This window comes from Streptomyces sp. NPDC052114 (genome assembly GCF_040680155.1).
Taxonomy (GTDB): Bacteria; Actinomycetota; Actinomycetes; order Streptomycetales; family Streptomycetaceae; genus Streptomyces.
In genome coordinates, this window is the sequence record NZ_JBFAWC010000020.1 from 17527 (window position 1) to 42465 (window position 24939).

The following is a 24939-nucleotide window of genomic DNA, read 5'->3' on the forward strand; positions in this document are numbered from 1 at the left end:
GACCCGGCTGCCGCTCCCGCCGTCCCGCACGGCAGGATCGGCGCATGAACTACCAGGAGCGCAGGCTGCAGCGGACGGTGTGGACGTACACCGGGTTCACCGTCCTCGGGATCGCGGTCGGGTACGGCGTCAGCGTCCTGCTGGGGCTCGGGGACACCGGCCGGTCCCTCACGGTGGGCGCCTGCGCCGTCGCCGGGGTGGGCTGCGCGGTGGCGTACCTGCTGCGTACGGCGGACTGAGCGGCCCGCTCAGGCCGCCCGCGTCAGCCGGTTGGCCAGGGTCGACATCGTGTAGGCGCCGATGCCGAGGACGACCTCCAGGGCGTTGCGTTCCGTGTGGCCGTGCGCGAGGAACGCCTTCACCTCGTCGTCGCCGACGCCGCCCGCGCCCTCCAGGACCTCCAGCGTGAACTGCCGTACCGCTTCGAGGCGTTCGTCCGGCAGCTCCCTCATCTCCCGCAGCGCCGCCACGACTTCGGGGTCCGCGCCCAGCTTGCGGAGCTTGCCGGTGTGCAGGGTCACGCAGATGTGGCAGTCGTTGCGCGTCGCGACCGTCATGACGACGACCTCGCGGGCCACGGGCTCCAGCGTCGTGCGCTCGAAGGCCGCGCTCAACTCCAGGAATCCGTTGAGCAGTTCGGGTGACGCGGCGAGCCGCGCCACGGCGTCCGGCAGCTGCCCGAAGGCCTGGGTCACCCGCTCCATGGCGGGGCGGGACGCGGGCGGCGCGCTCTCGATGGTGTGTCCGGCGAACATCACGTACCCCCTACTATCGACAACATGGTTGACGACAAGAAGGTAAACCAGGTTGTCGATTATGGCAAGGAGGTCGCGGAGAGCGCGGGCCCCCCGGCGAGCACGGGAACCCCGGAGAGCACGGGAACCCCGGAAGACGACGGCCCCGGATACGAACTCCCCCTCCTCCTCTTCGCCGGCTTCCGCACCCTCATCGACCGGCTGCACGCCGAACTCGCCCGCCAGGGCCACCCCGACGTCCGCCCCGCCCACGGCTTCGCCATGCAGGCCATCGGCGCCGACGGCGCCACCGCAAGCGAGGTCGGCCGCCGCCTCGGCGTCTCCAAGCAGGCCGCGGGCAAGACCGTCGACCGCCTCATCGCCCTCGGCTACGCCCACCGCACGGACGACCCCGCCGACGCCCGCCGCAAGCTCGTCCGCCTCACCCCGCACGGCATCGACGCGCTGCGCCGCTCGGCGGCGATCTTCGACGAGCTGCGGGCGGAGTGGGCCCGGCGGATCGGCGCACGACGCCTGAACGACCTCCAGGGCGACCTGCGCGCGGTCGTCCCGCCGGAGGCGTTCCGGCTCGACGCGGCGGGGTGGCTGGGCGGCTCGTGACGGACGTGACCGCGGCCCCGCGCACCTCGCCGCACCGACCCGGGCCGCCCCAACTCCCTTGCCTAGAGCGCACTCCAGGACGTTGGCTTGATCCTCATGGAGTACACGCAGCTGGGACGCACAGGGCTCAAGGTCAGCCGGCTCACGCTCGGCACCATGAACTTCGGGCCGCAGACCGACGAGGCCGACAGCCACACGATCATGGACGCCGCGCTCGGCGCGGGCATCAACTACTTCGACACCGCCAATGTGTACGGCCAGACCGCGGGCAAGGGCCGCACCGAGGAGATCCTCGGGAGCTGGTTCGCGCAGGGCGGCGGGCGGCGCGACAAGGTCGTCCTCGCCACCAAGGTGTACGGGAACACGGCCCCGGACGGCGAGAGCATCTGGCCCAACCAGGAGAAGCTCTCCGCGCTCCACATCCGCCGGGCCGTCGAGGACTCGCTCCGGCGCCTGGGCACCGACCACATCGACATCTATCAGTTCCACCACATCGACCGGAACACCCCGTTCGAGGAGATCTGGCAGGCCATCGACGTACTGGTCCAGCAGGGCAAGATCCTCTACGCCGGGTCCTCCAACTTCCCCGGCTACAAGATCGCCCAGGCCAACGAGACCGCCGCCCGCCACGGCCGCCTCGGCCTGGTCAGCGAGCAGTGCCTCTACAACCTGGCCGAGCGCCGCGCCGAGATGGAGGTCATCCCGGCCGCCCAGGACTACGGCGTCGGCATCATCCCCTGGTCCCCGCTGCACAGCGGACTGCTCGGCGGCGTCCTGAAGAAGGCGGGCGCGGGCTCGCGCAGCACCGGCGGACGCGCCGCCCAGGAGCTCGCCAAGCCGGAGGTCCGCGCGCGGATCCAGGCGTACGAGGACCTGCTCGACAAGCACGCGCTGGAGCCCGGCGAGGTCGCGCTCGCCTGGCTGCTGACCCGGCCCGGCGTCACCTCGCCGATCGTCGGCCCGCGCACGGCCGACCAACTGACGTCCGCGCTGCGCGCCGTCGACCTGGAGCTGTCCCAGGAACTGCTCGACGCGCTGGACGAGATCTTCCCCGGTCCGGGCCCTTCACCGGAGGCCTTCGCCTGGTGATGCGGGGCTTCGAGGCGAGCGGGGGGTCTCCCGGTGAGCGGGGAGTCTTCCCGGTGAGCCGGGGCCGTCGCGGTGAGCGGGGAGTCTTCCCGGTGAGCCGGGGCCGTCGCGGTGAGCGGGGAGTCTTCCCGGTGAGCCGGGGCCGTCGCAGTGAGCCGGGAGCTCTCCCCGCGAGCCGAAAGCCTTCCCGGCGGACCAGAGGCCTTCGCGCCGAGCCGGGGCGCTCCCGGCAAGCCAGGGGCCGTCAACGGCGAGCCGGGGGCTCTCCCGGTGAACCGAAAGCCTTCCCGGCGAGCCGGGAGCCCTCCCCGTGAGCCGAAAGCCTTCCCGGCGGACCAGAGGCCTTCGCGCCGAGCCGGGGGCCCTCCCGGCGAGCCGGGGGCTCTACCCAGTGAGCCAGGGGCCATCGCGGCGAGCCAGGGGCTCTCCCGGTGAACCGAGGGCCTCCCCGGCAAGCCAGGGGCCATCGCGGCGAGCCGGGAGCTCTCCCGGTAAGCCGGGAGCCTCGCGGCGAGCGGAGACCTCGCGGTAAGCCGGGGCCTCGCGGCGAGCCGGAAGCCCGCCCGGTGAGCCGGGCCCTTCGCCCGGCTCATCGGGCGAAGGGCCCGGCAAGGGGGCGGCGCGGCGGTCAGCCGCCGAGCGCGGCCGCCACTGCCACCACGACGAACATCAACACGAGCACACCGGCCATGATCCGGTTCCTGGTCTTCGGGTCCACGTAGTCGAGGTTAACCGGCGCCGCCCGGTGCCCGGCCGCCGCCTCCCAGTGGCCAGCGCCCGACGGCCTCGTAGCGGGGCCGCTCCCCCGGCACCCCGCTCCGGGGCAGCCGGCTGCGGACGAGGGTCAGCTCGGCCACCGTCCAGGGCGTGCCCCCGAAGGAGCCGAGGGCGTCGGCGTACGGGGCGAGGGGCGGCTCGCCGCGGCCCCGCGCCAGGGTCAGGTGCGGGCGGTAGGAGCGGTGCTCCTCCATCGTGACGCCCGCCTTGCGGGCCGCCGCCTCCGCCCGCCGGGCCAGCAGCCGCAGCGCGGCCACGTCCCCCGCGGCGCCCGCCCACAGCGCCCGGTCCCCGAAGTGCCCGCCGCCTCCGAGGGCGAGGGAGAAGGGCGGCGTGCGGTGCGCGGCGCGCTCCAGGCGCACCCGGAGGTCCGGCACCGTCTCCTCCGCGACCTCCGCCATGAAGGCAAGCGTGAAGTGCCAGCCCTCGCGACCGGTCCAGCGCAGCTCGTCGGCGCCGGGCAGCGCCTTCAACGCGTCGGCCGCGGTGGCCAGTTCGGCGACCGCGGCGGGCGGGGGCAGGACGGCTGCGAAGAGTCTCATGGAGTGACGCTAGCCTCCCCGCATGACAGACACGGAGACGACAAGGATCAGGAAGGGCGGGGCCGAGGACATCCCCGCGATCATCGCTCTCTTCGACGGGGCCGTGGAGTGGCTCGTCGCGCGGGGCCGGACCGGGCAGTGGGGCACCACGCCCTGGTCGGCCAACCCGAACGCCGTCGCGATGGTCGAGAAGTACGTGACGACGGGCCAGCCCTGGATCGCCGAGATCGACGGCACCGTGGTGGGCACGCTCACGCTCACCGACGGGCCGGGCGGCGACATCATCCCGAAGGCCGACGAGCCGGAGCGCTACGTCCACCTCCTGGCCGCCGACCACGGCCGCCACGCGGGCCGCGGGGTGGGCCGCGCACTGCTCGCGCACGCCGTCGAGGAGACCCGCAGGCAGGGCGTCTCCCTGCTGCGGGTCGACTGCTACCGGGGCGAGGACCGGGCTCTCGTCGCGTACTACGAGAGCAACGGCTTCACCGCCACCGAGCCCTTCACGGGGCCCGACGGCAGCTGGCCCGGCCAGGTGCTCGCGCGGCGCGTCTGACCGCACCCGGCGCGCGGGGCGGCACCGTCCGGGGCCCGGGAAGCCGGGCCCCGGGCGCCGTCACGCCGCGGTCGCCAGCTCCCGCTCGCGCGGCACGAACTGCAGGTGCTGCCGGCCGCGCCGCAGATCCACCTTGAGCCGCAGGTTCGCCGCGCGCGCCAGCATCAGGCCGACGCCCACCGCGGCGAGCGCGCAGACCAGGCCGCCGACGGCCATGCTGACCCGGACGCCGTAGGCGTCGGCGAGCCAGCCGAAGAGCGGTCCGCCCAGCGGCGTACCGCCGGTGAAGACCATCATGAACAGCGACATCACACGGCCCCGCATCTCCGGGTCCGTGGCCATCTGGACCGAGGAGTTGGCGGTGACGTTCACCGTCAGGCCGAGGATGCCGATCGGGACGATCAGGGCGACGAACATCCACAGCTCGGGCGCGAGGGCCGCGACGATCTGGAGCACGCCGAAGGCGGTCGCCGCCCCGGCCAGGAGCCTGAGGCGCGAGGTGCCGCGGCGGGCCGCGAGCAGCGCGCCGGCCAGCGAGCCGATCGCCATCAGGGTGTTGAAGAGCCCGTACATCCCCACGCCGCCGTGGAAGATGTCGTCCGCGAAGGCGCTCAGCCAGATCGGGAAGTTGAACCCGAAGGTGCCGATGAAGCCGACGAGGACGATCGGCCAGATCAGCTCGGGGTGCTTCGAGACGTAGTTCAGGCCCTCCCTCAGCTGTCCCTTGCCCCGCGGCGTGCGCGGGGTGTGGTGCAGCTCGCTCGTACGCATCAGGAGCAGGCCGGTGAGCGGCGCGAGGAAGGACAGGCCGTTGGCGAGGAACGCCCAGCCGGGTCCGACGGCGGCGGTCAGCGCGCTCGCCACGGCCGGGCCGATCAGGCGCGCGGACTGGAAGTTCGCCGAGTTCAGCGAGACGGCGTTGCGGACCTGGTCGGGCCCCACCATCTCGGACACGAAGGACTGCCGGGTCGGGTTGTCGACGACGGTGACGAGGCCGGTGAAGAAGGCCGCGAAGTAGACGTGCCAGACCTGGACGTGGCCGCTGAGCGTGAGGGCGGCGAGGAAGAGCCCGCTGAGGCTCATCGCGCCCTGGGTGAGGAAGAGCAGGTTGCGCTTGGCGAAGCGGTCGGCGATCACGCCGCCGTACAGACCGAAGAGGAGCATCGGCAGGAACTGCATGGCCGTCGTGATGCCGACGGCCGCGGAGGACCCGGTGAGGCTCAGCACCAGCCAGTCCTGGGTGATGCGGGCCATCCAGGTGCCGGTGTTGGAGACGACGGCGCCCGTCGCGAAGAGCCGGTAGTTGCGGATCCTCAGCGAGCTGAACATCGAGGTCTTGTGGGGGCGGGCGGGGGTGTCGAGGGCGGTCGGTGCGGGGGCGGAGTCTGCTCCGGGTCCCGTACTCAAAGTGGGTTCGCCTCCTTGGCGTACGTACGTCTCCCGCGGGCGGTGCGGGAGTGCCCGCGGGGTGCCGCGGGGCTAGAGGTGCGCGAGCTTCTCCAGGACGGGCGCGGCGGCGCGCAGCCGCTCCCACTCGTCCTCGTCGAGGTGCTCGACCAGACCGGCCAGCCAGGCGTTCCGCTTGCGGCGGCTCTCCTCGAGCATGGTCTCGGCCGTCTCGGTCTGGGTCACCACCTTCTGGCGGCGGTCCTCGGGGTGGGGCTCGAGCCGGACCAGCCCCTTGGCCTCCAGCAGGGCCACGATGCGGGTCATCGAGGGCGGCTGCACGTGCTCCTTGCGGGCGAGCTCGCCCGGAGTGGCGCTGCCGCAGCGGGCGAGGGTGCCGAGCACCGACATCTCGGTGGGGCTCAGCGACTCGTCGACGCGCTGGTGCTTGAGTCGACGGGACAGGCGCATCACGGCGGAGCGCAGGGCGTTCACGGCGACGGCGTCGTCACCATGGGAGAGGTCCGGCATGTTCGTTAGAGTAACTCATTACCCTAGCTAAAGACCACTTGATTTCCCGCGCCCGGGCGACTGAACCTTTTCGTCACCCATATGAGTGAGGTGACTTCAGAAAGCGACGCATCGTCCGGCGCGGGCCGTGGACCCTGTCACGCATGGGATCGCCAGTGCTCAGCCTGCGGATAGACGGTGAGCTGCTCGATCGGCTCCGACAGCACGCGGCCAAAAGAGGAATGAGCGTCCAGGACTACGTGGTCCGGACGCTCATTCGGGACGACTTCGACGAACGGTTCAAATCGTCGGTCGAGGAGACGGAGAAGTTCTACGGGGTGGCGTGACACCCCTTCGGGGCCCGCGTCGAGCCCTTCGGGGCCCTACGTCAGGTTCAGCGCCGGCATCAGGTAGTAGAAGGCGAACACCGCCGACACCGCGTACATCGCGACCGGCACCTCGCGCCCCCGCCCGGCGGCCAGGCGCAGCACGGTGAAGGTGATGAAGCCCATGCCGATGCCGTTCGTGATCGAGTACGTGAACGGCATCATCAGCATCGTCACGAACGCGGGGATCGCGATCGTGTAGTCGCTCCAGTCGATCGCCCGGATGGACCCGGACAGGATCAGGAAGCCGACCGCGAGCAGCGCGGGCGTGGCCGCCTGGGACGGGACCATCGTGGCGAGCGGCGTGAGGAACAGCGCCACGGCGAAGAGCCCGCCCGTGACGACGTTCGCGAAGCCCGTGCGGGCCCCTTCGCCGACGCCCGCCGTGGACTCCACGAAGCAGGTGGTGGCCGAGGCGGAGGAGGCGCCGCCCGCGGCGACCGCGATGCCGTCGACGAACAGCACCTTGTTGATGCCGGGCATGTTGCCGTTGGCGTCGGTCAGCTTGGCCTCGTCGCCGATGCCCATGATCGTGCCCATCGCGTCGAAGAAGCACGACAGCAGCACGGTGAAGACGAAGAGGACGCCGGTCAGGACGCCGACCTTCTCGAAGCCGCCGAAGAGGCTGATCTCGCCGACGAGCCCGAAGTCCGGGGTGGAGACGGGGTTGCCGGGCCACTCCGGGGTGGTCAGGCCCCAGGACGGCACGGTCGCGACCGAGTTGATGATCATCGCGACGATCGTCATGACGACGATGCTGATGAGGATGGCGCCGGGCACCTTGCGCACCATGAGGGCCAGGGTGAGCAGGACGCCGAGGACGAAGACGAGGACGGGCCAGCCGTTGAGGTGACCGTCGCCGCCGAGCTGGAGCGGGACGGTGGTGTGCGCGGCGTCCGGGATGCGCGAGACGAAGCCGGAGTCGACGAGGCCGATCAGCATGATGAAGAGGCCGATGCCGATCGCGATGCCCTTGCGCAGGCCCAGCGGCACGGCGCTCATCACGCGTTCGCGCAGCCCGGTCGCCACCAGCAGCATCACCACGAAGCCCGCGAGGACGACCATGCCCATCGCGTCGGGCCACGACATGCGGGGCGCGAGCTGGAGGGCGACGACGGTGTTCACGCCGAGTCCGGCGGCGAGCGCGATCGGGACGTTGCCGATGACGCCCATGAGGAGCGTGGTGAAGGCCGCGGTCAGCACGGTCGCGGTGACCAGCTGCTTGTTGTCGAGCTGGTGCCCGTACATGTCCTTCGCGCTGCCGAGGATGATCGGGTTCAGCACGATGATGTAGGCCATCGCGAAGAAGGTGGCGAAGCCGCCGCGGACCTCGCGGGCGAGCGTCGACCCCCGCTCGGAGATCTTGAAGTACGCGTCGAGCCCGTTCTTCGGGGGCTGCGGGGGCTGCGGGGCGGCGTCGACCGGAGCACTGGCCGAGGAAGACATGCGGACCTCATGAATCTTGTGCGGGTGGCAAATCAAGCGGAGAGCGGGAACCGATCGTCCCGCTCTCACGTTTCATCCTCGTCACGCCCTGATTGTGCTTTCTTACGAAAGAAAGCGGCCATAAACGAGCCGTTTCAGTATGAACACATGAGGTAAAGATCGCTATCTCCGCGCGTAGACCCTTGCGCGACAAGGGGCCCGACAGCCCCCGTTCAAGGCCCAGGGGCCCGGCATAAGCTATACGCATGGCGAAGTGGACCCCTAAGCACGAGGCGCCGGAGCCCCTGGAGGGCCCCGTTGTCGCCACCATCACGGGCGGCACGATCCTCTGGTTCGTCCTCTTCCTGGCCCAGCTCCCCTTCTACGGCTGGTTCGACGACCGCGACGCGACCTGGTGGGTGTGGACCTGCCTGGCCGGCGGCGGCCTCGGCCTCATCGGCATCTGGTACGTCCGCAAGCGTGACGCCGCGATCAAGAGGTCGAAGGCCACCCGGACCCCATGATCAAGAGGCCGAAGGTCACTCGCACCACGTGATCCGTACAACCACGGGTGGGGACGGGTCCTACCGTGGTCGGATCTTTGGGGCATTCAAGGGGTGAAGCCCCAGGTCCGCCCTTACCGTCGAATGCATGACGCATATCGACGCGGGCGCCGAACTCGACCCGGTCCACCCCGTGCCGCCCCCCGCCGGGCGGGTCACGGGCCTCACTACCGCCGAGGTGGCCGAGCGGGTCGCCCGCGGCGAGGTCAACGACGTACCCGTGCGCAGCTCCCGCTCCCTGAGCGAGATCGTCCGGGCCAACGTCTTCACCCGCTTCAACGCGATCATCGGCGTCCTCTGGGTGATCATGCTGTTCGTCGCGCCGATCCAGGACAGCCTCTTCGGCTTCGTGATCGTCGCCAACACCGGCATCGGCATCATCCAGGAGTGGCGCGCCAAGAAGACCCTGGACGGCCTCGCCGTCATCGGCGAGGCCAAGCCGACCGTGCGGCGCGACGGCAGGGCCACCGAGGTCTCCACCTCCGAGATCGTCCTCGGCGACGTCATCGAGCTCGGCCCCGGCGACAAGATCGTGGTCGACGGCCAGGCCGTCGAGACCGACAGCCTGGAGGTCGACGAGTCGCTCCTGACCGGTGAGGCCGACCCGGTCATCAAGAAGCCCGGCGACAAGATGATGTCGGGCTCGTTCGTGGTCGCGGGCGGCGGCGCGTTCACCGCCACCAAGGTCGGCCGCGAGGCGTACGCCGCCCAGCTCGCCGAGGAGGCGAGCCGCTTCACGCTCGTCCACTCCGAGCTGCGCTCCGGCATCTCCACGATCCTCAAGTACGTGACGTGGCTGATGATCCCCACCTCCATCGGCCTGGTGATCTCCCAGCTCGTCGTCAAGGACGACAACTTCAAGGAGTCCATCGCCTACACGGTGGGCGGGATCGTCCCGATGATCCCCGAGGGGCTCGTGCTCCTGACCTCCGTGGCCTTCGCGATCGGCGTGATCCGCCTGGGCCGCCAGCAGTGCCTCGTCCAGGAACTCCCCGCCATCGAGGGCCTCGCCCGCGTCGACACGGTCTGCCTCGACAAGACCGGCACCCTCACCGAGGGCGGCATGGACGTCACCGAGCTGCGCCCCCTGAACGGCGGCGACGAGAGCTACGTCCGCACGGTCCTCGGCGCCCTCGGCGAGTCCGACCCGCGGCCCAACGCCTCGCTCCAGGCGATCATCGACGCCTACCCCGACCGCGAGGACTGGCGCTGCACCGAGTCCCTGCCCTTCTCCTCCGCCCGCAAGTACAGCGGCGCCTCCTTCAGCGAGGGCGACGGCACCACCTCGACCTGGCTGCTCGGCGCGCCCGACGTGCTGCTGCCCGAGGGCGACGCCACGCTCGCCGAGATCGAGGAGCTCAACCACCAGGGCCTGCGCGTCCTGCTGCTCGCCCGCGTCTCCGGCGACCTCGACGACCCGGGCGTCGCCGAGGGGGCGCGCGCCACCGCCCTGGTCGTCCTGGAGCAGCGGCTGCGCCCCGACGCCGCCGACACCCTGCGCTATTTCGAGGAGCAGGACGTCGCCGCCAAGGTCATCTCCGGTGACAACGCGGTATCGGTGGGCGCGGTCGCGGGCAAGCTCGGCCTGCCCGGCGCTGAGAACACCGTCGACGCGCGCCGGCTGCCCACCGACCAGGAGGAGATGGCGAAGACCCTCGACGAGAACACCGTCTTCGGCCGGGTCACCCCGCAGCAGAAGCGCGACATGGTCGGCGCCCTCCAGTCGCACGGCCACACGGTGGCGATGACCGGCGACGGCGTGAACGACGTGCTGGCCCTCAAGGACGCCGACATCGGCGTCTCGATGGGCTCGGGTTCGGAGGCCACGCGGGCCGTCGCCCAGATCGTGCTCCTCAACAACAGCTTCGCGACCCTGCCGTCCGTGGTCGCCGAGGGCCGCCGCGTCATCGGCAACATCACGCGCGTCGCCACGCTGTTCCTGGTGAAGACCGTCTACTCGGTGATCATCGCGCTGCTGGTGGTCTGCTCACAGGTCGAGTACCTCTTCCTGCCGCGGCACCTGACCCTGCTCTCCACCCTCACCATCGGCGTCCCCGCGTTCTTCCTGGCCCTCGCCCCCAACAAGGAGCGCGCCAAGCCGCACTTCGTCCGCAGGGTCATGCGGTACGCGATCCCCGGCGGCGTCATCGCGGGTGTCGCGACCTTCGTGACGTACCTCCTGGCCCGGCACCACTACGAGGGCGCGGGCGCGCGGGAAGCCGAGACCAGCGCGGCGACCCTGGCGCTGTTCCTGATCGCCATGTGGGTGCTCGCCATCATCGCCCGCCCCTACACGTGGTGGCGGATCTGCCTGATCGGCGCGATGGGCCTCGGCTTCCTGCTCGTGCTGACCGTGCCCTGGCTCCAGGACTTCTTCCAGCTGAAGCTGGTGGGCACGACGATGCCGTGGGCGGCGGTCGGGATCGCGGCGGTGGCCTCACTGGCCATCGAGTTCGTCTACCGCTGGGTCGACCGCCGCTTCCCCGCCTGACGGCGGGGACGGCTACCGGGTCCGGCTGCTACTGGACGTCGACGTAGTCGCTCGTCGAGGTGACGGACGGGGTCGTGGACGTACCGGCGAAGACGTAGCGGAAGTAGCCGTCGGCGGAGGCCTTCACGGTGGTCTTCAGGTTGCCCTTGGAGTCGGACTTGACCGTCTTGAGCGTCGTGTAGCTGCTGGCGCCCTTCTTCTTGTACTGCAGCTGCACGGACTGGGCGGTGTAGCCCGCGTACTTCGAGGTCTCCCAGTTGGCGCGGGTCAGGGCGCCGGTGACCGTGAGGGTCTTGCCCTTCTTGATGGGCTCGGGGGACGCGTTGGTGGTGAGCTTGGCGTAGCGCTGGAAGCGGGCGTCGGACTTGAACTGCTCGCCCTCGGCCGAGCCGCCCTCGTTGCCGTCGGCGGCGGCGTAGAGCTTCCAGCCCGAACCGGCCAGACCGTTGGTGTAGAGGTCCGCCTTCGGGTCGGCGACGACCTCCAGGGTGCAGGTCGAGGTGGTGGAGTTGACGACCGTGCACTTGCCGTTGAGGTTGTCCGGGATGAGGACGCCGTCGGCGTGGTCGATGTCGCTGCCGTGGTACAGGAAGGCGCTGCCGCCCGCGATGCCCGACGGGTCGGTCGCGGTGACGGCGATCTTGAACTTCACCTTGTTGGAGGTGCCGATGACGACGTCCTTGCCGCCGTTGACGGACACCTTGGTGATCTTGGTGGAGCCCGCGTTCGCGCCCTTCTGCGCGGCCTCGGCCGCGAGACGGGGGGCGGACGACGGACCGTCGACGGCGTGGGCGGCCGGGACGGCGAGTGCGGAAAGGGCCAGGGTGCCGGTCAGTGCGGCCACGGTGGCACGGATGCGCATGTGTTTCCCCAGTTGGAGAAGGGGACCTCGCGGTGCAGGTGCCGTCACGCGAGGCCCGAGTGATCTAGGAGTCTGTTGACTCGGAAGAACAGACCTTCGACAGGGGTGGCTGGTTGTACACCCGGTGAAGAAATTGTGACCGAGTAATGGAATGCCCAGTTCCGCCCCGGTTCGGGACGGAATCCGGAACCGGGGCGGCCGGTTCAGCCCCGCCCCGGCACCGGGGCGGCCGGTTCAGCCCCGCCCCGGAACCACGGCATCCCTCAGTCGAACCAGCGGTCCCGCGCCAGCTCCTCCGTCCGCGACGGGTCCTCCAGGAGCGCCGCCACCTCGAAGCGGCGCGGCCACTGCCCCGCCGCCCACGCGAGCCCCGCCGCCACGCCCTCCACGGTCGCCGCGTGCACCGTGCCGTCCGGGGTGCGCCGCCAGTCCAGCTCCACGCCGCCCGCGCTCAGCTCCTCGTACTCGACGTACGTCTCCGGGGTCGCCGCCCCCAGCAGGATCCGCACCGGCTCGGGCACCGCGTGCTCGACGCCCTCCCCCACCGGGTCCACGGCCGCCGTCTCGCTCAGGCGCCGCACCTGGAACAGCTCCGCCAGGTCCGCCGCCCTGCGGGGCTCCACGGGCAGCAGCGCCACGCCGTCGGCCAGCGGCAGCAGGTCGGGGGCGTCCGCGACCACCGCGTCCGCCGCGTCGACCACCACGACCTCGCCGTCCACCACCGCGCGCAGCTCGTCCGGCAGCGTCACCTGCCCCGGGTCGAGATCCGCCAGGGCGCCGTACAGCGCGTGCAGCTGCGCCGCGGAAACGGTCCGCTCCGGGTCCGCGAGCCGGTCGAGCAGCTCGGCCGCGCCGCCCGGCTCCGCCAGGAGCGCGCCGACGGAGGTCCGCACGCCGAGGGCCCGCAGCACCTGCTCGTCACCGAAGCCGGACGCGTCCGCCGCGTCGTAAAGACCTTCGAGGAGCGGATCGCCGCCCGCGGCGCGCAGCCCCGCGGGACGGCGCCCGTCGAGGACGGGATGGCCGCGCAGCCACCACGCCGTGTAGGAGCGGACGCTCTCCGTCGTGCCGTCCGGCAGCAGCACCCGCAGCGGCTGCGTCAGCGCGTCCCGCAGCGGCGGGCGCGAGAGCATCGCCAGGGCCCGCGGCCAGCACGCGTCGTCGACCAGGTCGAGGTCCCGCACGGCGACGATCTCAGTGGCCACCGGCGGCACCGGCGTGTCCGGCAGCCGGTCGAGGACGTCCTCGCACCACACGTCCACGGCGTCGAGCAGGCCCGCGTCGTCCGGCTCGGGGAAGTCGCCCTCGCGCGGCTCCAGTTCATCGGGGTCGAGGACCACGTCCGTGGCGCGCACGAGGGCGAAGGTGGCGAGCACACCGCAGGCCGCCAGCGGCTGCTCGCCCCAGCGGTCGGCCACCTCGCCGTCGACCAGGGCGAGTTCGTCGGTCCGCATGACCTCGGCGAAGTCGCTGCCGGGGAGCACCAGCTCGCCCGCAGGCGCGAGTTCGCCGTCCTCGTCGGCCAGCGCGAGGGCGCCGAGCCACGGCTCGTCGCCCGGCGCGAGGTCCGCGTCGCGCACGAGCGTCAGCACGACCTCCGCCAACTCCTCCGCGTCCAGGGCGTCCTCGTCCCAGGAGTCGTCGTCGAGGGAGGCGGCCACGGCGGCGCGCACCTGCGGGGTCGTCAGGACGGCGCGGGGCGTCGCGGGCAGCGCGCCGAGCTTCTCCAGGAGCGGGTGGGCGGCGTCCGGGTGGGCGACCTTCAGGCCGAGCCGGGCCAGCGAGGCGGGGTCGCGCTCGTCGCCGGGGGCGGGCAGCAGCACCTGGCGGGGCCCGATCGTCGTCCGGCCGTCGGCCAGCGGGACCGGCAGGCCCGAGAGCCGGTCCGGGTCGACCCCGGCCAGCGTGTCGTACAGCCGCCGCCACCAGGCGGGTGCCCGCTCCAGACCGGCGAGGCGGTCGACCGCCTCGGTCAGCGGGACGCGCGCGACGTCGAGGGTGCGCAGCTCGGCGCGGCGTTCGAGGCCCGCGGGCAGCAGGCTCGGCAGCACCTCGGCGAGGACCCGGACCGTGTCGGCCCCGGCACCCTCCACGACCTCCGCGTCGCGCGGCCGCAGTGCCTCGGGCAGCCCGTCCTCGTCGTCCTCGCCGCGGGGCAGGGCGGGCGGCAGGAAGGCGGTGCGCGGCAGCCGCTCCAGGATGCCGCCCCGCAGCGCCCCGTCCAGCTCGCCGCTGCCGAGCGGTCCCGGCACCAGGGCGATGATGTCCTCGGCCACCGGCCGCCAGCCGGCGAGGAGTTCGACGTACGCCTCCGCCGCGCGCTCCACCAGGAAGTCGGTCAGGGGGCCCGCGGCGACGTGCCGGCGCGCGGTGTCCAGCGGGAACGACGCGATGAGCAGCGCCGGTACGCCCAGCGGCTCGTCGCTCGGCGTCGGGGCGTGCACGACGGCGGTGGTGCGGGGCCGCTCGGGGCCGCCCTCGTCTCCCGCGGGCACGGCCCAGGTGACGGACCAGTGGGGCCGCAGCCGCTCCTCGACGGGCCGGTCCTTCAGGAGGCCGGCGTCGAGGGGTCCCTGCCTGCTGACGGTGCGCCAGCGGGTGGTGCCGTCCCGGCTGTCCTCGACGACGGTGTACGGCGCCTCGGCCCGCCGCCGCAGCGTGCGGACGGCCCCGTCCGGCGTCTCGACGCTGACTTCCTCCAGGCCGGGCAGGGCAAGGAGCAGCGCGTCGTCGACCCCGTCGAGCAGCCGGGTGACGAGGTCCTCGGCGGCGGCGTCGCGCAGGGGCAGGATGACGACGGTGTCGTAGCCGTCCGGGGCGGTGCCCTCGGCGGCCAGCGGCAGGCGCAGCAGCGGGATGTGGCCGTCCCTGCGGCGCACCTCGTCGCCGAGGCCGGGGCTGAACCGGGCGGTCTCGGCGGTGAGTTCGCGGGCCTCGGCCAGCGACCAGCGGACGCCGCCGGTGCGGCCGACGACGGCGGGTTCGTCGGTGACGGCGAGGACGGCGGCGAAGCCGACGCCGAAGCGGCCGACGCTCCCCTCGTGGCTCTCCCGCTTCGCGGAGGCGCGCAGGGTGGACAGCGACTCGACGCCGGCCGCGTCGAGCGGGGCGCCACGGTTGGCGGCGGCGAGGACGCCGTCGCGCAGGGTCAGGGCGAGGCGGCCGGGGACGCCCGCGCGGGCGGCGGCGTCGGAGGCGTTCTGGGCGAGCTCGACGACGAGGCGGTCGCGGTAGCCGCCGAGGGCGAGGTCCTCCTCGGCGTTGGCGTCCTCACGGAAGCGGGCCGGGGCCGCCGCCCAGGCGTCGAGGACTCCGCGACGGAGGCGGGCGGTGCCGAAGGGATCCGTACCCTCGGCTGCCGGCCGCACGGTTTTGCTCACGGTCGTCTCGTCTCCTCTGCGTAGCGCTGCGCTGCGTCGGAGCCGAACGCTACCGCGTCGGAAAAAGGGCGGGCGGGCGGGGAAAACGCCGCGCAGCGGCGACGCGGGGGAAATCGGCGCAGGAGGAGCCGGAGAGCGGACGCGGCAGGAACCGCCGAGGGGCCGCGGGACGAGCCGACGAGCGGACGCGGGAGGAGCAGGCGAGGGGGCACCGCCCCCGAGCCCCGCCCGTCACCCGATGCCGGAACTAGGAGTGGCCGAGGTCCTCGCTGGGGCCCTCCGCGCTCACCGAGCCGGAGTCCGCCGCGGGCCGCAGCGGAAGGACGTCCACCCGGGTCTCGTCCAGGACCGGCGGCGCCGGCCGCGGCGGCTTCGGCATGACCGCCGCCTCCGAGTGCCCCCCGCAGCCGTACGAGAGGGACACGACCCGCCCGTCGGCGGGACCGAACTCATTGGCGCACACGCCGAACGCCTGTCCGAGTGAACCGCCGATCGGCACCAGGAAGCCACAGCTCACACACCCGGCGGGCGCCGCCTGCGCCATCGGGGTCTTCGCGCCGTACGCCTCGTCCCAGCGGTCGGCGGCGATGTGCAGCCCGTACCGCGACAGGACCCGCGCGCGCCGCATGCCCAGCTCGTCGGCGACCGAGGTGATGGAACCCCGCGCGGGCGCGACGGGCAGCTCGGCCGGCGGACCCGCCGTGACCTCGGCGTCCTCCGCCTCGGCCAGCTCGGCCAGCTCCTCGGACACCGCGGCGTTCGGCGGCGGCTCCTCCTCGCCGGAGAAGCCCGGTTCGAGCCGGAGGTCCTCCGCGTCCGTGGGGAGCAGATCGCCGGGGCCCATGTCACCCGGCCGCAGCCGCTCGCTCCACGGCACCCACTCGGGGGCCAGGAGCGCGTCGGGGCCCGGCAGCAGCACCGTCTCGTCGAGCGTGACGACCTTGGCCCGCGAGGCGCGGGCCACCGTCACCGCCCAGCGCCAGCCGCGATAGCCGAACTCCTTGCACTCGAAGAGGTGCGTGACGACACGGTCGCCCTCCACGACGACCTCGACATGCTCGCCGACCACACCGGGCGCGGCGGCCTCCTCGGCCGCCGCACGCGCGAGGCCGACCGCCTCGGCGCACAGACGGTCCGGGGTACGCGGGGTGCGCGGGGTACGGCTTCGCGTTGTCGCTGCGCTCACAGGTATCGCTTCTCTCCTACGCCGTCTCACGAGTGCGCCACTCCTTAACGCGGGGGTGCGGACGGAGCGGACCTGGGGGCCGCGTCGACGTCCGCGCCCGACGTCCTCGGGCGCACCTACGTCACCCATTCTGCGGGATGACCGAGAGGCGCGCGGCCAAGAACGAACGCCGCAGGCGCGCTACGCACGCTACCTTCTCCTGGCCCCTGGGCCTACACCGACGTAGCCGACCGGGTCCGCGCCGGTGGCGCGCCGCGTCTCCGGCGACGGCGTTTTCCCCGCCCGCCACGCGCAATTCGCACTAGCGGAGCCCCCCAGGGGGCACTATGACGAGGTGGCCCCCACAAGGACGGCGTCCGCAGGAATCGTCTCGCCCGGTCCGGCGAGACGGACCGCGCGTGCGCTGGGACGGGCCCTCCACCTGCCGTTCACCGGCACGGCCCGGGGCATCCGCAAGGCGACGCACGCCCACGGGGCGGGCGAGTCGGGCCTCGGCAAGCTGATCGAGCTGCACGCGGTGAACGGCGCGGGCGACGTCATGATCACCGTCGCCCTCGCCTCCACCGTCTTCTTCTCCGTGCCGACGGACGAGGCCCGCGGCCGTGTCGCGCTCTACCTCGCCATCACCATGGCGCCCTTCACCCTCCTCGCCCCCGTCATCGGCCCGCTCCTCGACCGGCTCCCGCACGGCCGCCGCGCCGCGATGGCCGGGGCGATGCTGGCCCGCGCCCTGCTGGCGCTGGTCCTTTCGGGGGCGGTCGCCACCGGCAGCGTGGAGCTCTACCCCGCCGCGCTCGGCGTGCTCGTCGCCTCCAAGGCGTACGGAGTGGTCAGAAGCGCCGTCGTGCCACGGCTCCTGCCACCCCGCTTCTCCCTCGTGAAGGCGAACTCCCGGGTCACGCTCGGCGGCCTCCTGGCCACCGCCGTGGCGGCGCCCGTCGGCGCGGGGCTCCAGGCCGTCGGGCCGCGCTGGCCGCTCTACGGCGCCTTCGTGATCTTCGTGTCGGGGATGTTCCTGTCGTTCTCGCTGCCGCGCAAGGTCGACTCGGCCAAGGGCGAGGCGAAGGCGCTGCTCGCCGCGGACGAGGAGCACCTGCATCTGCACGCCCGCGCGGAGGCCGCCGCCGACACCACCCGCAAGCGGCGCCTCGGGCTGCGTACGGTCGGCCCGGCCGTCACCCACGCCCTGGCCGCCAACGCCTCGCTGCGCTGCCTCTCCGGGTTCCTCATCTTCTTCCTGGCGTTCCTGCTGCGCGAGCACCCGCTCGCCGGGCAGAGCGCGGCGGTCTCCCTCGGCATCGTCGGCGTCTCGGCGGGCGCGGGCAACGCGCTGGGCACGGCCGTCGGCGCCTGGCTGAAGTCACGGGCGCCCGAGGTCATCATCGTGACCGTCGTCGCGGTGGTCCTGGGCGTCGCGGTCACGGCCGCGGTGTTCTTCGGCACGGTCGGCGTCGCCTGCCTCGGCGCCTGCGCGGGCTTCGCCCAGGCCCTGTCCAAGCTGTCCCTGGACGCCCTGATCCAGCGGGACGTGCCCGAGCAGGTCCGCACCTCCGCCTTCGCCCGCTCCGAGACGCTGCTCCAGGTCGCCTGGGTGTTCGGCGGCGCCATCGGCATCGCCCTGCCGCTGAACGGGGCGCTGGGCCTGTCGGTGGCGGCGGGCATCGTCGCCGCCGGATGGCTGTCGACCGTCCGCGGCCTGCTCGCGGCGGCCCGCCAGGGCGGCCGGCGCCGCCCCCGGGTGGCATGACCACGCGGCACGCCCGCGACCCCCGCGTAACCGGACCCCCCGACGCGCCCGATAGCCTTCGCCCATGACCTCCCTGCTCCGCGGCGGAGCCGCGAATGTGAACCGCGCGGCGCGCCGCCGCCGCACCGTGGCCGCCCTTGGCGCCGTCTCCGCCGGACTCCTCGTCCTCTCGGCCTGTGACAAGCCGACGCCGCTGGCCACCGTCACGGTCGGCAGCAAGTCGGTGAACACGGAAGCCTCCTGCTACAACGACGGCAAGGAGCTCAAGAACTCCCAGCTGAAGTCCTGCCTCCAGGACAAGGACGTCAAGTCCATCAAGGTGGACCCGGACGAGAAGGTCCGCTTCGGCGTCGACCCGGAGATCGCGGAGAAGGGCTGGACGCTGCTGATGAACGGTCAGCCGCTGACCGAGGCCAGCAAGAAGACCTACGTGGTCATCCCGGGCAGCGTCTTCTTCAACCAGCAGTACGGCGGGGGCGGCAAGGAGTCGACCGTCAGCCTGCTCGAAGGCGGCAAGGACTCCGGCTCGAAGGCCACGGGCCTGTGGTCGTTCAAGTTCGAGAAGGACTCCGACTCCTGACCGTGTCACCCGCGTCACCCGCGTCGGCCGTGCCGCCGCCGTCCGGTCCGCGCGTCCTCGTCGCCACCGCCGTCCCCGCCGAGCGGGACGCGGTGGTGCGGGGGCTGCCCGACGGGGCAGGCATCGACGTGGTCGCCGTCGGCGTGGGGCCCGCCGCCGCGGCCGCGGCCACCGCACTGCGCCTGGCCGCCGCCCCGTACGACCTGGTGGTCTGCGCGGGCATCGGCGGCGGCTTCCAGCCCGACGCGCCCGTCGGCTCGCTCGTGGTCGCCGACGAGATCACCGTCGCCGACCTGGGCGCCGAGACCCCCGACGGGTTCGCGCCCGTCACCGAGCTCGGCTTCGGCGCCGTCACCCACCGTCCGCCCCGTTCCCTCGTACGGGAGGTCGCGGACGCCTGCGGCGGTGCGACCGGCACCGTCCTGACCGTCTCCACCGTGACCGGCTCCGCCGGGCGGGCCGCCGAGCTGCGGCGGCGCCATCCGCGCGCCCTGGCCGAGGCGATGGAGGGTTTCGGCGTCGCCGAGGCGGCCGTCCTGCGCGGCCTGCCCGTCCTGGAGGTCCGCGCGGTCTCCAACGCCGTCGGCCCGCGCGACCGCGACGCCTGGCGGATCGGCGACGCGCTGACCGCGCTGAGCGACGCGTTCGGGAAGTTCGCGCCGGCCCTGAGGAGTTGGACCACACATGACTGAGACCCCGGCCGCGGCCCCCGGCCCCCTGCGCATCGCGTACTCGCCCTGCCCCAACGACACGTTCGTCTTCGACGCCTGGGCGCATGGCCGGGTGCCCGGCGCCCCCGCGCTCGACGTCACGTTCGCGGACATCGACATCACCAACGGCGTCGCCGAGCGCGCCGCGACCGGCAAGGCCACCGCGTCCGACGCCGGCTTCGACGTCCTGAAGGTGTCGTACGCCGTCCTGCCCTACGTCCTCGACGAGTACGCGCTGCTGCCCTGCGGCGGCGCGCTCGGCCGCGGCTGCGGGCCCCTCGTCCTGACCCGGGAGCCCGGCGTCGACCTCACCGGCAGGACGGTCGCCGTGCCGAGCGAGAAGTCGACGGCGTACCTGCTCTTCCGGCTCTGGGCCGCGGACACGCTCACCGGCGGCGGGGTCGGCGAGATCGTGGTGCTGCCCTTCGACCAGATCATGCCCGCGGTGCGCGACGGCAAGGTCGACGCGGGCCTGGTCATCCACGAGGCGCGCTTCACGTACCAGGACTACGGCCTGCACCGCCTCGCCGACATGGGCGAGCACTGGGAGAACACCACGGGGCTGCCGATCCCGCTGGGCGCGATCATCGCCAGGCGGTCGCTGGGCGAGGCCGCGCTGCGCTCCCTCGCGGACGCCGCCCGCGCCTCGGTCCGCATGGCCTGGGACGACCCGGAGGCCTCCCGGCCCTACGTCCTGGAGCACGCCCAGGAGATGGACCCGGCCGTCGCGGACCAGCACATCGGGCTCTATGTCAACGAATTCACCGCCGACCTCGGCGAGGACGGCTACGCGGCGGTGCGCGGCCTGCTGACGCGGGCGGCGGCCGAAGGGCTCGTGCCCGCGCTCGCACCGGGCGCGCTCGCGTTCCCGTGACCGGTCACCGGGCGGGCCCGCGTCGGCCCGCCCGGCCCGAAGGTCACACGTCCAGCTGGTCGGCGACCGCCCTCAGCAGGCCCGCGATCTTCGCGCCCGACGCCTTGTCCGGGTAGCGGCCCTTCTCCAGCATCGGCGTGATGTTCTCGAGGAGTGTCGTCAAGTCCTGGACGATCGAAGCCAGTTCGTCGGGCTTGCGGCGCTGGGCGGCCGCCACCGACGGGGTCGGGTCGAGAATCGTCACCGACAGGGCCTGGTCGCCGCGCTGCCCCGCGACCACGCCGAATTCCACGCGCTGGCCCGGCTTGAGTGTGTCGACGCCGGCGGGCAGTACGGAGGAGTGCACGAAGACGTCGCCGCCGTCGTCGCGGGAGAGAAAGCCGAAGCCCTTCTCGCTGTTGAACCACTTGACCTTGCCGGTAGGCACGTGAAGTCCTCGTCCTCGTACTCGTCATGCCGGTTCCGCCCGTCCGGTGCGACGGGCGGAAAACGGCTCTGGATAGCACTACAGCGGGTCGTCCGACCCGCCGGCACCAAGACTATTGGTCCGGGAGCCGGTGACAAGACGTCCCCGGATTCTTCCTACGCGCTGGGAACTACCCTGGTCGGGTGCGTGACAAAACCCAAGCGAATTCCGCAGGTCCGGGCGATGGAATGGTCCGGACCGGAGCAATCGTCTTCTTCGTCGGAGCCGTGGCCACACTGGTCACGGTGGCCCCGCTGTTCCTGGGCACCGAGCCCTTCCCGTCGCTCGCGTACGCGGTGTGCATGCTGATGGGGATCGGGTTCCTCATCGCGGCGGCCGGTGTCCTGCGCGGCATCGCCGTCCAGCGGCGGCAGGCGAGGTCGAGCGCTAGCTAGCTTCGCCGTCCGCGGTGTACGCGGCGAGCCAGCCGGGGAACTCCGTCAGCCCGCCGAGGACCACGTCCGCGCCCGCCGCGCGCAGTTCCGCTGCGTCGCACGGCCCGGTCTCCACCGCCACGGACAGCGCGCCCGCCGTACGCGCACCGCGTACATCACCGGTGTGGTCCCCGACGTAGACCGACGCACCGTGCTCCCGCAGCGCCTCCGCTTTCGCCTCCGCCCACAGCCAGCCGATCACCGCGTCGGCCTCGATGCCGAGGTGCGACAGGTGCAGCTTCGCGTTGGGCTCGTGCTTGGCGGTCACCACGATCGCCCGCCCGCCGTGCGCGTGGACCGCCGCGACCGCCTCGCGGGCGCCGGGCATCGCGAGCGTCGGCTCGATGGCGTATGTGGCGTAGATCTCACGGTAGAGGTCGGCCATCTCCTGGATCTCGCCCTCGGGGAACCAGTGGCGCAGCTCCTGCTCCAGCGGCGGCCCGAGCCGGGTGACGGCGAGGTCGGCGTCGATGTACGCCCCCGTCTCGGCGGAGAGTGCCAGGTAGGCCGCCCTGATGCCGGGCCGGGAGTCGATGAGGGTCATGTCGAGGTCGAAGCCGACGGTGAGCGCGCGTGAGGTCATGCGCCCATTGTGCCGAGGAGCCGGACCGCCCCCGCCCGTAGACTTAGCCAAGCCTTACCGACTCCCCGTGAAACGAGCTCAGCCGATGCGTGTGCCCGTCAGACGCGCCGTCCTGATGACGGCGGCCGTCGTGGCCCTGCTGCTCGCGGTCCTGCTCAGCCTCGCCGTCGGCGCCCGCGCGATCGCCCCGTCCGCCGTCCTGGACGCGCTGCTGCACGGCGGGCACAGCGACGCCGCCGAGGTGATCCGCGAGATGCGGGTGCCGCGCACCGCGATCGGCCTGATGGTGGGCGCCGCGCTCGCCCTGGCCGGCACGGTCCTCCAGGGCATCACCCGCAACCCCATCGCCGACCCCGGCATCCTCGGCATCAGCCAGGGCGCCTCGGTGGGCGTCGTCCTCGCCATCGCCTTCGCCGGGGTGCACACACTGACCGGATACGTCTGGTGGGCGTTCGTGGGCGCCGGACTCGCGTCGGTCGCCGTCTACGCCATCGCCTCCAGCGGCCGGGGCGGGGCGACCCCCGTGAAACTCGCGCTCGGCGGCGCCGCGATCAACGCCCTCCTCGTCTCCGTGACGACCGCGATCCTCACCACCAAGGCGTCCGCGCTCGACGAGTTCCGCTTCTGGCAGGTCGGCTCGCTCTCCGGGCGCGACGCCGAGATCGTCGGCCAGATCTGGCCGTTCCTGCTCGTGGGCGTGGTCCTCGTCGTCTCGGTCGCGCGCGGCCTGGACGCGCTGGCGCTCGGCGAGGACGTGGCCAAGGGCCTCGGCCAGAACGTCGCGGCGGTCCGCGTCGTCGGCGGGCTCGGCGCGACCGTCCTCACCGGCGCGGGCGTCGCCGCCGCGGGCCCCATCGCCTTCATCGGCCTGGCCGTCCCGCACATCGCCCGCGCGATCGTCGGCAGCGACCACCGCTGGGTGCTGCCGATGGCCGCCGTCCTCGGGCCCGTGATGCTGCTGGTCTCCGACACGGTCGGACGGATCGTCTTCCCGCCGAGCGAGGTCCCCGCGGGCGTGATGACCGCGCTCATCGGGGTGCCCTTCCTCGTCACCCTCGTCCGCAGGAAGGCGGTGGCGGCATGACCGCGGTGACCACCCGGCCCCCGATCCGGCCCGCCGGATACGCGGTGCTGCGCGTGCGCGGGGCGGCCTTCCTGGTGCACCGGCGGGCCGCCGCGGTGGCGGCCCTCCTCGCCGTCCTGCTCGCCGCGAGCTGCCTCGCCTACCTCTGCGTCGGCGAGTCCTTCGTACGTCCCGTCGAGGCCCTGAAGGTCGTCTTCGGGCAGCCCTCCGCCGACGAGCTGGTCGTGGGCACGCTGCGCGAACCGCGCATGGTGGTGGGCCTGCTCGTCGGCGCCGCGTTCGGCGTGGCCGGGGCGCTCATCCAGACCGTCGCCCGCAACCCGCTCGCCAGCCCCGACATCATCGGCATCAGCCAGGGCGCGAGCGCGCTCACCGTCGGCGCGATGACCTTCGGGATCACCTCGTACACGGTGCTCCCCTACCTCTCCGTCGCCGGCGGCATCGCCGCGGCCGCCCTCGTCTACGTCTTCGCCTGGCGCGGCGGCCTGCACGCGACCCGCTTCGTCCTGATCGGCATCGGCTTCGCGATCGCGCTGCGCTCGGTGACGACGCTCTTCATGACGAAGGGCGACTACCTCGTCGCCCAGCAGGCGCAGATCTGGATGACGGGCTCCCTCAACGGCCGCGGCTGGGCCGAGGCGAACCCGCTCGGCCTGACCCTGCTCGTCCTGCTCCCCTTCGTCCTGTGGGCGGCCCGCGCGCAGCGCTCGGTCACCATGGACGACGACACGGCGACGGCGCTCGGGGTGCGCCTGGGACACGTACGCCTCGGTCTCGTCCTGCTCGGCGTCGTCCTCGCCTCCGTGGCGACCGGCGCGGCCGGACCCGTCGACTTCGTGGCGCTCCTGGCCCCGCAGATCGCCCGCCGCCTCACCCGCACCGCACAGATCCCGCTGCTGTGCTCGGCCCTGCTCGGCGCCCTGATCGTGGTCCTCGCGGACCTGCTCGCCCGCCGCCTGTTCTCGCCGACCGAACTGCCCGTCGGCGTCCTGACGGCGGCCGTCGGCGCCCCGTACCTGATCTGGCTGATCATCCGCAGCCGCTCCGTCCGCAATGGAGGCACGTCGTGACAGCCGCCCGCCTTACGGCCCGCGAGCTGACCCTCGCCTACGAGGACCGCACGGTCGTCGACCGCCTCGACCTCGCGATCCCCGACGGCAGGGTCACCGTGATCGTCGGCCCCAACGCCTGCGGCAAGTCCACGACGCTGCGCGCCCTCGGCCGGCTCCTGAAGCCCAGGAGCGGCGCGGTCCTGCTGGACGGCGAGGCCCTCGCCAAGCTGCCCACCAAGAAGATCGCCCAGCAGATCGGGCTGCTCCCGCAGACGCCCGTGGCGCCCGAGGCGATCACCGTCGCCGACCTGGTCGCGCGCGGCCGCCAGCCGCACCAGCACTGGTGGCAGCAGTGGTCCGACGAGGACGAGAGGGCGGTGACGGAGGCGATGGAGCGCACCGACGTGGCCGCGCTCGCCGAACGCTCCGTCGACGAGCTCTCCGGCGGCCAGCGCCAGCGCGTGTGGATCGCCATGGCCCTGGCCCAGGACACGGACCTGCTCCTCCTGGACGAGCCGACGACCTACCTGGACATCTCCCACCAGGTGGAGGTCCTCGACCTCGTACGCCAGCTGAACCACGACCGCGGCCGCACGGTCGTCGTCGTCCTGCACGACCTGAACCAGGCCGCGCGCTACGCCGACCACCTCGTCGCCATGAAGGCCGGCGAGGTCGTCGCCGAGGGAGCCCCCTCGAAGGTCGTCACCGAGGAACTCGTGCGCGAGGTCTTCGGCCTGGAGTGCGTGGTGGTGCCGGACCCCGTGACCGGCTCCCCCCTGGTCGTCCCCGGGGCGCCGTGGTCCGCGACCGCGCCCGCCCCCACCGGCACCCCCGCCTGAACCGCCGCCCCACCCGGCGGCACCCCGCACGAGTCGTCACCGGCACCCCCGTCCGAGCCGCCCGG

At 72.8% G+C, this 24939-nt stretch carries 25 protein-coding genes; 15 read left to right on the top strand and 10 right to left on the bottom strand.

Translation table 11 applies throughout. From position 1 onward, the window contains the following. Positions 1-44: 44 nt before the first annotated feature. On the top strand, positions 45-239 hold the full coding sequence (locus tag AB0L89_RS33620; protein ID WP_365149696.1) for a hypothetical protein: 195 nt from the start codon (positions 45-47) through the stop codon (positions 237-239). A gap of 9 nt (positions 240-248) precedes the next feature. On the opposite strand, the gene AB0L89_RS33625 is transcribed toward AB0L89_RS33620, so the two are convergent. Further along, positions 249-755 carry a carboxymuconolactone decarboxylase family protein gene (locus tag AB0L89_RS33625; RefSeq protein ID WP_365149699.1) on the bottom strand — a complete coding sequence of 169 codons (507 nt, stop codon included), beginning with the start codon at positions 753-755 and terminating at the stop codon, positions 249-251. Between the two features lie 15 nt (positions 756-770). Here AB0L89_RS33625 and AB0L89_RS33630 point away from each other — a divergent pair, with 15 nt between their 5' ends. Both AB0L89_RS33630 and AB0L89_RS33635 read left to right on the top strand, forming a co-directional pair. Further along, positions 771-1355, top strand: coding sequence for a MarR family transcriptional regulator (locus AB0L89_RS33630; RefSeq protein ID WP_365150037.1), 585 nt, complete (start codon positions 771-773; stop codon positions 1353-1355). A gap of 96 nt (positions 1356-1451) precedes the next feature. Beyond that, positions 1452-2444, top strand: coding sequence for an aldo/keto reductase (locus AB0L89_RS33635; protein WP_365149702.1), 993 nt, complete (start codon positions 1452-1454; stop codon positions 2442-2444). 728 nt (positions 2445-3172) lie between these two features. Here AB0L89_RS33635 and thpR read toward each other — a convergent pair. Then, positions 3173-3763 (bottom strand): RNA 2',3'-cyclic phosphodiesterase, encoded by a 591-nt coding sequence (gene thpR, locus AB0L89_RS33640; RefSeq protein WP_365149705.1) that lies wholly within the window; start codon positions 3761-3763, stop codon positions 3173-3175. Between the two features lie 22 nt (positions 3764-3785). Here thpR and AB0L89_RS33645 point away from each other — a divergent pair, with 22 nt between their 5' ends. Then, the gene (locus AB0L89_RS33645; protein WP_365149708.1) at positions 3786-4316 is read left to right on the top strand and encodes a GNAT family N-acetyltransferase; all 531 of its coding nucleotides are present in this window, start codon (positions 3786-3788) and stop codon (positions 4314-4316) included. A gap of 60 nt (positions 4317-4376) precedes the next feature. Here the strand turns inward: AB0L89_RS33645 and AB0L89_RS33650 are convergent, their stop codons facing one another. Both AB0L89_RS33650 and AB0L89_RS33655 read right to left on the bottom strand, forming a co-directional pair. Further along, a complete protein-coding gene (locus AB0L89_RS33650; RefSeq protein ID WP_365149711.1) occupies positions 4377-5723 on the bottom strand; it encodes an MFS transporter in 1347 nt (448 codons plus the stop codon). A 72-nt stretch (positions 5724-5795) separates the two neighbouring features. Beyond that, positions 5796-6233, bottom strand: coding sequence for a MarR family transcriptional regulator (locus AB0L89_RS33655; RefSeq protein ID WP_365149714.1), 438 nt, complete (start codon positions 6231-6233; stop codon positions 5796-5798). A gap of 143 nt (positions 6234-6376) precedes the next feature. Here AB0L89_RS33655 and AB0L89_RS33660 point away from each other — a divergent pair, with 143 nt between their 5' ends. Next, positions 6377-6559, top strand: a complete 183-nt coding sequence (locus AB0L89_RS33660; protein WP_365149716.1) for a ribbon-helix-helix protein, CopG family — start codon at positions 6377-6379, stop codon at positions 6557-6559. Positions 6560-6595: 36 nt separating this feature from the next. On the opposite strand, the gene AB0L89_RS33665 is transcribed toward AB0L89_RS33660, so the two are convergent. Then, on the bottom strand, positions 6596-8044 hold the full coding sequence (locus AB0L89_RS33665; RefSeq protein WP_365149719.1) for an NCS2 family permease: 1449 nt from the start codon (positions 8042-8044) through the stop codon (positions 6596-6598). 245 nt (positions 8045-8289) lie between these two features. On the opposite strand from AB0L89_RS33665, the gene AB0L89_RS33670 reads away from it, so the two are divergent. Both AB0L89_RS33670 and AB0L89_RS33675 read left to right on the top strand, forming a co-directional pair. Continuing rightward, positions 8290-8547 (top strand): DUF2530 domain-containing protein, encoded by a 258-nt coding sequence (locus AB0L89_RS33670; RefSeq protein WP_365149722.1) that lies wholly within the window; start codon positions 8290-8292, stop codon positions 8545-8547. A gap of 127 nt (positions 8548-8674) precedes the next feature. After that, positions 8675-11077, top strand: a complete 2403-nt coding sequence (locus AB0L89_RS33675; protein ID WP_365149725.1) for an HAD-IC family P-type ATPase — start codon at positions 8675-8677, stop codon at positions 11075-11077. A 28-nt stretch (positions 11078-11105) separates the two neighbouring features. Here AB0L89_RS33675 and AB0L89_RS33680 read toward each other — a convergent pair whose 3' ends face one another. From AB0L89_RS33680 to AB0L89_RS33690, 3 genes are all read right to left on the bottom strand, one after another. Further along, on the bottom strand, positions 11106-11939 hold the full coding sequence (locus AB0L89_RS33680) for a calcium-binding protein (RefSeq protein ID WP_365149728.1): 834 nt from the start codon (positions 11937-11939) through the stop codon (positions 11106-11108). 263 nt (positions 11940-12202) lie between these two features. Next, positions 12203-15319, bottom strand: coding sequence for a molecular chaperone Hsp90 (locus AB0L89_RS33685; RefSeq protein WP_365149731.1), 3117 nt, complete (start codon positions 15317-15319; stop codon positions 12203-12205). Positions 15320-15566: 247 nt separating this feature from the next. Then, a complete protein-coding gene (locus AB0L89_RS33690; RefSeq protein WP_365149734.1) occupies positions 15567-16505 on the bottom strand; it encodes a DUF3027 domain-containing protein in 939 nt (312 codons plus the stop codon). Between the two features lie 364 nt (positions 16506-16869). Here AB0L89_RS33690 and AB0L89_RS33695 point away from each other — a divergent pair, with 364 nt between their 5' ends. From AB0L89_RS33695 to AB0L89_RS33710, 4 genes are all read left to right on the top strand, one after another. Then, on the top strand, positions 16870-18252 hold the full coding sequence (locus AB0L89_RS33695) for an MFS transporter (RefSeq protein WP_365150040.1): 1383 nt from the start codon (positions 16870-16872) through the stop codon (positions 18250-18252). Positions 18253-18316: 64 nt separating this feature from the next. Further along, positions 18317-18832, top strand: coding sequence for a DUF2771 domain-containing protein (locus AB0L89_RS33700; protein WP_365149737.1), 516 nt, complete (start codon positions 18317-18319; stop codon positions 18830-18832). A 2-nt stretch (positions 18833-18834) separates the two neighbouring features. Next, positions 18835-19524, top strand: coding sequence for a futalosine hydrolase (locus tag AB0L89_RS33705; RefSeq protein ID WP_365149740.1), 690 nt, complete (start codon positions 18835-18837; stop codon positions 19522-19524). After that, complete coding sequence (locus AB0L89_RS33710) at positions 19517-20416, top strand: 1,4-dihydroxy-6-naphthoate synthase (RefSeq protein WP_365149743.1); 900 nt, start codon at positions 19517-19519, stop codon at positions 20414-20416. Before AB0L89_RS33705 ends, AB0L89_RS33710 begins: the two co-directional genes overlap by 8 nt. A gap of 43 nt (positions 20417-20459) precedes the next feature. Here AB0L89_RS33710 and AB0L89_RS33715 read toward each other — a convergent pair whose 3' ends face one another. Beyond that, on the bottom strand, positions 20460-20843 hold the full coding sequence (locus AB0L89_RS33715) for a cold-shock protein (protein ID WP_055701393.1): 384 nt from the start codon (positions 20841-20843) through the stop codon (positions 20460-20462). A 182-nt stretch (positions 20844-21025) separates the two neighbouring features. On the opposite strand from AB0L89_RS33715, the gene AB0L89_RS33720 reads away from it, so the two are divergent. Next, positions 21026-21277 carry a hypothetical protein gene (locus AB0L89_RS33720; protein WP_365149746.1) on the top strand — a complete coding sequence of 84 codons (252 nt, stop codon included), beginning with the start codon at positions 21026-21028 and terminating at the stop codon, positions 21275-21277. Here AB0L89_RS33720 and AB0L89_RS33725 read toward each other — a convergent pair. Then, entirely contained in the window at positions 21270-21899 is a 630-nt protein-coding gene (locus tag AB0L89_RS33725; protein WP_365149749.1) for an HAD hydrolase-like protein, read from the bottom strand. The two genes, AB0L89_RS33720 and AB0L89_RS33725, sit on opposite strands and share 8 nt — an antisense overlap. Positions 21900-21984: 85 nt before the next feature. Between AB0L89_RS33725 and AB0L89_RS33730 the strand changes: the two genes are divergently transcribed. From AB0L89_RS33730 to AB0L89_RS33740, 3 genes are read left to right on the top strand one after another with little or no spacing between them, the layout of a single operon-like run. Further along, positions 21985-22983 (top strand): iron ABC transporter permease, encoded by a 999-nt coding sequence (locus AB0L89_RS33730; RefSeq protein ID WP_365149752.1) that lies wholly within the window; start codon positions 21985-21987, stop codon positions 22981-22983. Next, positions 22980-24053 (top strand): iron chelate uptake ABC transporter family permease subunit, encoded by a 1074-nt coding sequence (locus AB0L89_RS33735; RefSeq protein WP_365149755.1) that lies wholly within the window; start codon positions 22980-22982, stop codon positions 24051-24053. The genes AB0L89_RS33730 and AB0L89_RS33735 overlap by 4 nt, the downstream gene beginning before the upstream one ends. After that, complete coding sequence (locus AB0L89_RS33740) at positions 24050-24874, top strand: ABC transporter ATP-binding protein (RefSeq protein WP_365149758.1); 825 nt, start codon at positions 24050-24052, stop codon at positions 24872-24874. Before AB0L89_RS33735 ends, AB0L89_RS33740 begins: the two co-directional genes overlap by 4 nt. Positions 24875-24939 lie beyond the last annotated feature (65 nt).